This is a genomic window from Herminiimonas sp., assembly GCF_030645555.1.
Lineage (GTDB): Bacteria > Pseudomonadota > Gammaproteobacteria > Burkholderiales > Burkholderiaceae_D > Oxalicibacterium.
On sequence record NZ_JAUSME010000288.1, the window covers coordinates 1 to 9070 of the forward strand.

At 54.5% G+C, this 9070-nt stretch carries 4 protein-coding genes and 1 pseudogene; all 5 read right to left on the reverse strand.

Annotation, left to right across the window (positions count from 1 at the left end; all coding sequences use genetic code 11):
• Positions 1 to 3042, reverse strand: a pseudogene (locus Q7T06_RS11095) (glutamate synthase central domain-containing protein); the annotation flags it as partial.
• Positions 3043 to 3213: 171 nt separating this feature from the next.
• Complete coding sequence (locus Q7T06_RS11100; RefSeq protein ID WP_304784616.1) at positions 3214 to 3912, reverse strand: transposase; 699 nt, start codon at positions 3910 to 3912, stop codon at positions 3214 to 3216.
• A gap of 61 nt (positions 3913 to 3973) precedes the next feature.
• A complete protein-coding gene (locus Q7T06_RS11105) occupies positions 3974 to 5488 on the reverse strand; it encodes an HDOD domain-containing protein (protein ID WP_304784619.1) in 1515 nt (504 codons plus the stop codon).
• 25 nt (positions 5489 to 5513) lie between these two features.
• On the reverse strand, positions 5514 to 7205 hold the full coding sequence (locus Q7T06_RS11110; RefSeq protein WP_304784621.1) for a bifunctional diguanylate cyclase/phosphodiesterase: 1692 nt from the start codon (positions 7203 to 7205) through the stop codon (positions 5514 to 5516).
• Positions 7206 to 7613: 408 nt separating this feature from the next.
• Complete coding sequence (locus Q7T06_RS11115) at positions 7614 to 9053, reverse strand: MipA/OmpV family protein (protein WP_304784623.1); 1440 nt, start codon at positions 9051 to 9053, stop codon at positions 7614 to 7616.
• Between the last annotated feature and the right edge of the window lie 17 nt (positions 9054 to 9070).

Sequence of the window (9070 nt, forward strand, 5' to 3'; positions counted from 1 at the left end):
TACCGAGAAACGCAGACGCGCAATGTACTCGGACACTTTATGGCCCGGCAATTGGCCGCCTTCGCCCGGCTTTGCGCCTTGCGCCATCTTGATCTGTATCTGTTCAGCCGAAGTCAGGTATTCGGTGGTGACGCCGAAACGGCCCGATGCAACCTGCTTGATCTTCGAGCGCAATGAATCGCCCGGCAGCAAAGGCATGTCGACTTCGACCACATCCTTGCCGATCACCGACGCCAGCGTCGAGCCATCCTTGATAGGAATGCCGCGCAATTCAGAGCGGTAGCGTTTGGTATCTTCGCCGCCTTCGCCGGTATTCGATTTGCCGCCTATGCGGTTCATCGCGATTGCCAGCGTCGCGTGCGCTTCGGTCGAGATAGAGCCGAGCGACATCGCGCCAGTGGCAAAGCGCTTGACGATTTCCTTGGCTGGCTCGACTTCATCGATGGAAATCGCGGAAGCCGGATTGAACTTGAATTCAAACAAGCCGCGCAACGTCATGTGACGCTTGGATTGATCGTTGATGATCTGCGCGTATTCTTTATAGCTGCTGAAGTTGTTGGCGCGCGTCGAATGCTGCAGCTTGGCGATCGCGTCCGGCGTCCACATGTGCTCTTCACCGCGTACGCGGTAGGCATATTCGCCACCTGCATCGAGCGCATTGGCCAGCACCGGATCGGCGCTGAATGCAGCCTTGTGCAAGCGCAGTGCTTCTTAGGCGACTTCAAACACGCCTATGCCTTCGACATTCGAAGCTGTGCCTTTGAAGTATTTTTCGATCAGCGATTTGTTGAGGCCGATCGCTTCAAAAATCTGCGCACCGCAGTACGACATATAAGTCGAAATACCCATCTTCGACATGACTTTCATCAAGCCCTTGCCGACTGCCTTCTGGAAGTTGGCAATCGCTTTTTCAGGCGACAAGTCGCCCGGCAAGTCCTTGGCCATGGCTGCCAGCGTATCCATTGCAAGGTAGGGATGTATCGCTTCCGCGCCGTAACCCGCCAGCAATGCGAAGTGATGCGTTTCGCGCGCCGAACCGGTTTCCACCACCAGCCCGGCTGAGGTACGCATGCCCTTGCTAACCAGATGCAAGTGAATCGCCGAAGTTGCCAGCAATGCCGGAATCGCGACCTGGGTAGCATCGACCTTACGATCCGAAATGATCAGGATGTTGTGGCCCGACAGAACCGCATCAACCGCCTGTGCACACAATGATGCCAGACGTGCTTCTATGCCATCCTTGCCCCACGCGATCGGATAGCAGATGTTCAGCTCGTGCGATTTGAACTTGCCGCCAGTGTGCGCGCCGATATTGCGCAGCTTGGCCATGTCGGCATAGTCGAGCACGGGTTGCGACACTTCCAGGCGCATCGGTGGATTGATGTTGTTGGTGTCGAGCAGGTTAGGCTTGGGCCCGATGAACGACACCAGTGACATGACCATCGCTTCACGGATCGGATCGATAGGCGGGTTCGTCACTTGCGCGAACAATTGCTTGAAGTAGTTATAGAGCGTCTTGTCCTTGTTCGACATCACGGCCAGCGGCGAGTCATTGCCCATCGAGCCCGTGGCTTCTTCCGCATTGGCGGCCATTGGCGACATCAGGAATTTCAAGTCTTCCTGCGTGTAGCCGAACACTTGCTGCATGTCGAGCAGGGCTGGCAAAGGCTTGGCTTCAGCCGGCTCGGCTTTCAATTCGCCGAGCTTGATGCGCACCGACTGTATCCACTGCTTGTATGGCTTGGCGTTGGCGTAGGTGTCCTTCAATTCCTTGTCATCGATGATGCGACCTGCATCCAGATCGATGAGGAACATCTTGCCTGGTTGCAGGCGCCATTTTTGTATGATCTTCGACTCTGGAATCGGCAACACGCCGGATTCAGATGCCATAACGACCAGATCGTCGTCAGTGACGATATAACGCGCAGGACGCAAGCCGTTACGGTCCAGCGTGCCGCCGATATGACGACCGTCAGTGAAGGCCATGGCGGCAGGGCCATCCCATGGCTCCATCATCGCAGCATGATATTCATAGAAAGCGCGACGGTTTTCATCCATCAGCGTGTGATTTTCCCAGGCTTCCGGAATCATCATCATCATGGCCTGTGCTACCGGATAACCGGCCATCACCAGCAGTTCGAGCGCATTGTCGAAGCAGGCGGTATCGGACTGGCCTTCATAAATCAGCGGGAACAGTTTTTTCAGATCGTCGCCCAGTACGGCCGACTTCATCACGCCTTCGCGCGCGCGCATCCAGTTGAAGTTGCCCTTGACGGTGTTGATTTCGCCGTTATGTGCAATCAGGCGATACGGGTGTGCCAGCGGCCATTCCGGGAAAGTATTGGTCGAGAAACGCTGATGCACCAGAGCGAGTGCCGATGTGCAGCGCGGATCCTGCAAGTCTTGATAGTATTCGCCGACCTGGTCTGCCAGCAGCAAGCCCTTGTAGACGATAGTGCGCGCAGACATGGACGGCACGAAGAATTCCTTGCCGTGCAACAGGTTCAGGGCTTGAATTGCATGACCTGAGGCCTTGCGGATCACGAACAGTTTGCGCTCCAGCGCATCCGTGACCATGATGTCTTGGCCGCGGCCAATGAATATCTGGCGTATTACCGGCTCTTTGTCGCGCACGGTAGGCGACATCGGCATATCAGTGTCTACCGGCACATCGCGCCAGCCGAGCACGACTTGACCTTCGGCGAGGACCGAACGTTCGATTTCCTGTTCGCAAGCGATGCGGGAAGCATGTTCCTTGGGCAGGAAAACCATGCCGACGCCGTATTCGCCCGGTGGCGGCAGGGTAACGCCCTGCTGCGCCATCTCTTCGCGGAAATACTGGTCTGGAATCTGAATCAGAATACCGGCACCGTCGCCCATCAGCTTGTCGGCGCCGACTGCGCCCCGATGGTCGAGATTTTTCAGGATGAGCAAACCTTGCTCAACGATGGAATGGCTTTTTTGGCCTTTAATGTGGGCGATAAAACCTACGCCACAAGCATCATGTTCATTAGCCGGATCGTACAAACCTTGCGCGTGCATAGCCTTCTCCACTACTTTTCAAGTTGAGCCTGAAGGATAGTGCAGCGCAGCAGTAAATTCAACCTCAATAAAAAGGGTCAGAGTAAAATTAATGCCAGTGGGAATCGTCAATTTTTATATTGGGGACAGAGTGAATTCAGCATGAAATCGGCTGGCGCCTGCAACCTGTTCTTATGTCGGCGCCACACTGCTGCGCGGCCGACCCCGCTTGGCTTGCCGAACTCGGCGTTGCGTCTGCTTTTCCAGCGCAAGCTGAAATTGCTCTGCCCCCAATGCCCAGCCTTTCAATGTGGCTTCAGTCAAAATACGCACATCTTCTTCATTCACGCCCTGCTCCACCAGGGTCTTGTAGGCGGCTTCCCGCTCGAATGGCGTATTCCCCAGCGACCAGTAAAGCGGATGATCGGAAATGATCGGATCGGATTTGACGCCTACATGGTGTTGGTAACTCGACCATGGATAATCGCCGGCCATCTGCACCAGCCCGCCCCTGACTGGATTGAGTTCGATATAGGCACAGCAGGTGATGAAGTAGCGCTGCGCATCGATGACGGCGGCCTTGTACCGCCCCTGCCACAAGGTGCCGGCACGCGCATATTTTTGATTGAAATAGGGCACGTAATGACGCCCTATCCATTGCATCATCCGCCCCAATCCCTCGAGGTCGGAAGGGGTCGCCAGCAAATGCAGGTGCGTAGGCATCAGCACATAGGCGTGTATGGCGACCTTGAACTGCCTGGCCCCGTCTTTCAGGCGGCTCAAAAACAGTTCGTGATCAGCCGTGTCGCGGAATATCAGTTGCCCGTCATTTCCGCGCTGGATGACATGATGCGGCTGATTGGGGATGACGAGTCGGGGAAGCCGGGCCATAGTCTCAACAAGGCAGAATAATGCAGACTATTTTAATTCGACTCCGACCCCAATAGTTTACTTAATGCATGGCCTTTGCCCAGGCGGGCTCCGCATGGCAGCGACGCTCTATGCCCTTGACCACCAGCGCGCGCAATTCATCCAGCAAGACCACTTCACTTGCAGCAATTTTGCTGGCGGGCGCAGACGCATCCCAATCACCATAGATAAATCCTACCGGGTGAAAGTTGAGCATCAAGGGCAAAATCATGAAGCTGCGCGCAGCGCCCAACTCATCGCGCCACCAGCGTGGCAATTTGTTGACGAAACCCGGCGCCAGCGCATCTTCGACAAAAATCATTTTATCGTTCGCCAATGCAGCATGAAAAACGTCAGGTTGATATGCATCATTAAACGTCAGGCGCGGCAATAATTCCTCGGCACCTTCGCCAAAACACATGCGCGCAATATATCTTCCTTCGTCATGATTTCGCAGGAAGACCACGGCCCGGCTCAAGCCCATGCCTTGATAAACGGTTTCCAACGCGACTGCCATCAATTGGCCGCTGCTGGTCGTGACAACTCCATCACGCATGTCACCCACGCCGCGCTTGAGGATATTGATCGCATCTGCAGGTTTGCCTAGGGGCAGCGATAGTTGCGTCTCCGGTTCATGCTCCGGTTTTTCCTCGCGTGCCAGCAGCAATTCTTCCCGCGCAACTACCTGTGCAGTGTCAACGGCGGCAAGAACAGCCGCTGCATCCAGCCCCAGCATTTCCGCATAATTTTCGGCAATTTGCGCCAGATCCGGCACGGCAGTGCTTTCGTTTTCGCACAACACACCGGCACAGCGGGTCGACATGGTTGAGATGGCTGCCAGCCATTCGGCATGCTCGAGCGGCTCATGCGAAATGCCGCTGGCGATGCGCGGCGGCATTTCGTTCAAGCTATTGACCAGCTCGCCTGGCAAGCCCCAGCGCTTGGCAATCGTGCGTCCGATTTCATCCAGCGCCAAACCCAGGACTTCGTGCGCGGCTTCATTCTCAGCCATGCCTTTTGCAACAGCGTGTGCCTGCACCTGCGCCCACTGTTCCGGCAAATAAAACGACATCATCAACCGCCCAAGCGAATGGAGTATTGAGCAAACGACCGCCTCTTCCGTGTCGCGCCGCGTCAGTGATGCAGCGACTTGCCGCGTGATTTGCCCGGCCAGCACGGCTTTTTCCATTTCATTGCGGGTATTCGAGCTACCCAGCGATGCTGCAGTCAAACCGTCGATCAGCTTCAAACCCAGGGCAAGATGGCCGATAGTTTCGGTACCCAGTACGATGACGGCTTTTGAAACTGTATTGACGCTCTGTCCAAATGCCGAATACATCGCACTATTGGCCAGGCGTAACACGCGTTGCGTCAAGGTTGGATCGGACAGGACCGTTTTGGTCATGTTGAATTCACGATCATCGTTGCCGTGCATCGCGCCCACGATCGCATTAACAACTTTGGAAAATGCGGGCAAATCACCGCGCTCTCGTACTCGCACCCACAGCAAATCCAGCGTCTTGTCAGGATCGGACTTTGGGCTAATTTTCTTCGTCATGTATCAGTTTCTGTTTTCTTGCGGACTAGTTTTGCAGTGCAACTGCATCTGCTTTCAGAATATCAATCAAGGCTGCCGGCATCATCGGATGCCCCGTATGGAAACCCTGGATCAGCGAGCAGCCTTGTGCGGATAAAAATTCGAGTTGCTGTTCGTTTTCAACGCCTTCCGCCACCGTCAGCAAACTCAAGTGGCTGGCGAGACTGAGAATGACATTGCAAATCGCCACATCCTTGATCGAGTCAGGCAAATCCTTGATAAAGGCCCGGTCGATTTTAAGTGCGGCAATCGGGAAACGTTTCAAATAGATCAGGGATGAATATCCGGTACCGAAATCATCAATTGCGATACGAACGCCGCGCGATGCAATCTTCATCAACAGCGCTTCCGCATGCTCAGGGTCCGACATCAAAATGCCTTCGGTAATTTCGAGCAGCAGTTGATGCCCCTCCAATCCTGCGTATGCCAATGCCTCGTCCACCATCTCGAGAAACTGGTCATTACGGAATTGGCGTGGACTGACATTGACCGAGACATAAAGTTGCCGGCCCGCGGCTTCCTCGAACTGCTTCAGCTGTACGCATGCCGATTTCAATACCCACGCGCCGAGCAGATTGATCAAACCGTTGTCTTCTGCCATCGGGATGAATTGGTTCGGAGAAACGAGCCCTATGCCCGGACGCATCCAGCGCATCAATGCTTCAAAACCCAGGATTTGTCGCGTATCGGCATCGACGATAGGCTGATAGTGCAACAGGAATTCGCCGTTTCTGACCGCTTCGAACATCGCGGCCTCCATCGGCACATCATGCTCGATCTGATTGAAGGTGGCTTCATTGTAAATAATGCAGCGCGCCTTGCCGGTTTCCTTCGCGCGGTACATGGCCGTATCGGCGTGCGCCAGCAATTTGACATCGCTATCGCCGTGTATCGGATAGACCGCCGCGCCTATGGAAGTGCTCACATAGAGAGAATTGCCATTGATTTCGAAGGGCAGCTGCATGGCCGATATCATCCGGCGCGCGACATTATGGATTTCAATTTCATCAACCGCACCAGGCAGCACCGCGACGAATTCGTCGCCACCGACTCGAGCCAGCGTATCGACATCGCGCAGGGTCAGGCGCAAGCGACTGGCGGCTATACGCAGCAGCGCGTCACCGACCGTATGGCCCAATGCATCATTGACTTTCTTGAAGCCGTCGAGGTCCAGCGTAATGACGGAAAAACCGATATTGGTGCGGCGCGATTGCGCTATCGTCATCCGCAATCGATCGGCCAGCAAGGTGCGATTCGGCAAATTGGTCAACTCGTCATGTGTGGCCATATGCCGCAAGCGCTCTTCCGTTTTTTGCTGGCTGGAAATGTCGCGCCCGGCAAGCAGGATCTCGATACCTGCTGCCGTTTCATAAGCCAGCATTTGCAACTCAAACCACAAAGCTGTCGTTGGCGTCACCAGACGCACGCTCACGCGCGTGAGTTGCAGGGACAGGACCGATTGCCGCAAGGCAGCTTCAATCGCATGCCGATCCGGCGCTTGCACCAGTTCAAACAGACTCATGCCAACCAGCGGCCTATCGGCGACCAACATGGCGGTGGCCCGCTTACTTGCGCAAAGAATTTCACCTTCCTTGTCCAGCCTGAGCGCCAACTCACCGGCGAGCTCCATCAAGCTGGACAATTGCTGATCAAGTGATTCTTTACTTTTTTGGAACATACTGAATGGGGCCAGAGTAAAAAGGGATGGCAGCGACTTGCAGCGTATTTGTCAATGAGGTTGGCAACGCAAAGTGCACCACTTCGGTAAAATTGCCAATTCATCAAGCGCGGGATGAAATATATAAAAACGCAACGCTCAAATCTTAATGCAGCAAAACCGAAAAGAATAGAAGAAATTACATTTCAAAAAATATAATTTTACATTTCATTGTATTTCCGTGCAGCAACTATATTGTCGCACGAAAGACCACCCAAAAAAGCAACACTTACCCAGAACAAACTGTTTGATTTTTCAACTCATGCACAAAATTTTGCATGTGCCTGTCCAGGAAAAGGACAGGCAGGCGTCGCATGCAAGGCGGCGCACCCGATCCCTGCGATCAGCACGCATGAGTGCGCCGACGCCTCAAATTTTCATTTCGAGATAAGTGTAGAGGTAGTTGGATCCGCCATTGACGTCGCCCAGCAATCTTGAAGAACCAAAGATGCCGGATCGATGCGACACACCCACACCGACATATGTTTCCTTCAAATTGCGGGAACCGATCAGATCGCCCAGACTGACGTCTATGGTCGGGTCCAGATAATTCAACAGACGCGAAGTCGGTCGATTGCGCGCCGCCTGGCTGCTCGCCTCGGTATACGGAACGCGATTTGCGTATGAAACACCCAGGCCCCATCCCAGACGGGTCTTGACCTTGGCACTCCATGGAAAGCCATAGTAATAAGCCTTCATGAACAGATCGACCTGCATCCCGTTGGCTTGCAAGTTCCTGTCATTGTGATGCACCACACCTGCATAGCCGACAAAATCCAGCGGCCAGTCATTGAGTTTTTCGATGAAAGGCTTGCCTACATGTATGCCGGCTATGCTGGTCGGCTTGCCCTGCTCGAGGTCGGCACATTTCAGGGTAATGATTTTCGCCAGATGGCAACTATCCGCACCTGCCTTGCCATAAAGGACGCGCACATAAGTCGGCGTTTTTTCATTGGCCCACAAATGTTCCTTGTAACTGCCAAAGTCGTAGGCAGCACCGATGAAGAATGAGGGCTGCAAGCCCTTGCGTACTATCGGGCTGTCTTTTATCCGGCTATCGAGTGCCGCGACCGAGACGCCGCCCAGCAAGCGCCAGCGCTCGGACAAATCGTATGAACCATACAGATTCAGCGCCACATTTGTGCCGGAACCGGGCGCATAGGCAGCCCTGGACGCAGTAGCCTCCCCCGCCAGCACGCCATAGTAATAGTCGTTGAGCTTGGCATCACGCACCGAGACACTCAGGCTGGGGCGCAGGGCCAGTCGCCCGGAGCGCCAGTCATACGAATATTCCAGCGCCAGTTCATTACCATTCGACACTGAACTCACGTCATGCAGGAAGGAAGCGTGTAGCGTGCCCCAGGGCTGCTTGTAATGGTAAGTCGCACCCAGATCGACGCCGGTATTGCGTACCGCCATCCCTTTCAATGCAGCAGGCTGTCCATCTTCCGGGAATCCTTCCAGGCGACGACGCAGGAAGACATCTATGCGTTGCTCGGTATCAGGCACAAACTTGATACCAAGCTGATTTGCATGCACGAAAAAGCGCTCGCCTTCATATAGATAAAGCGGCAGCAAATCTTTCCGATTGCCACCGCCGACATACGGTGAGCGCTCGACACGCGTGACAAATCCAAGCCCGGCACTGCCCGGCGCCGCCAGAAACTCGCTGAAAGGGCTGGCTACCGTTTGCGCCTGCGCAATCCATGGCGCGGGCAAAGTGCAAGCCAGCAAGGCAAACTGCAGATACGTTTTGCGTAACAGCAGGCGGTTTTTGTGAACGAGCGAGTCACGTGAAAATAAGGTCATCAAAATTTCTTTTAAAT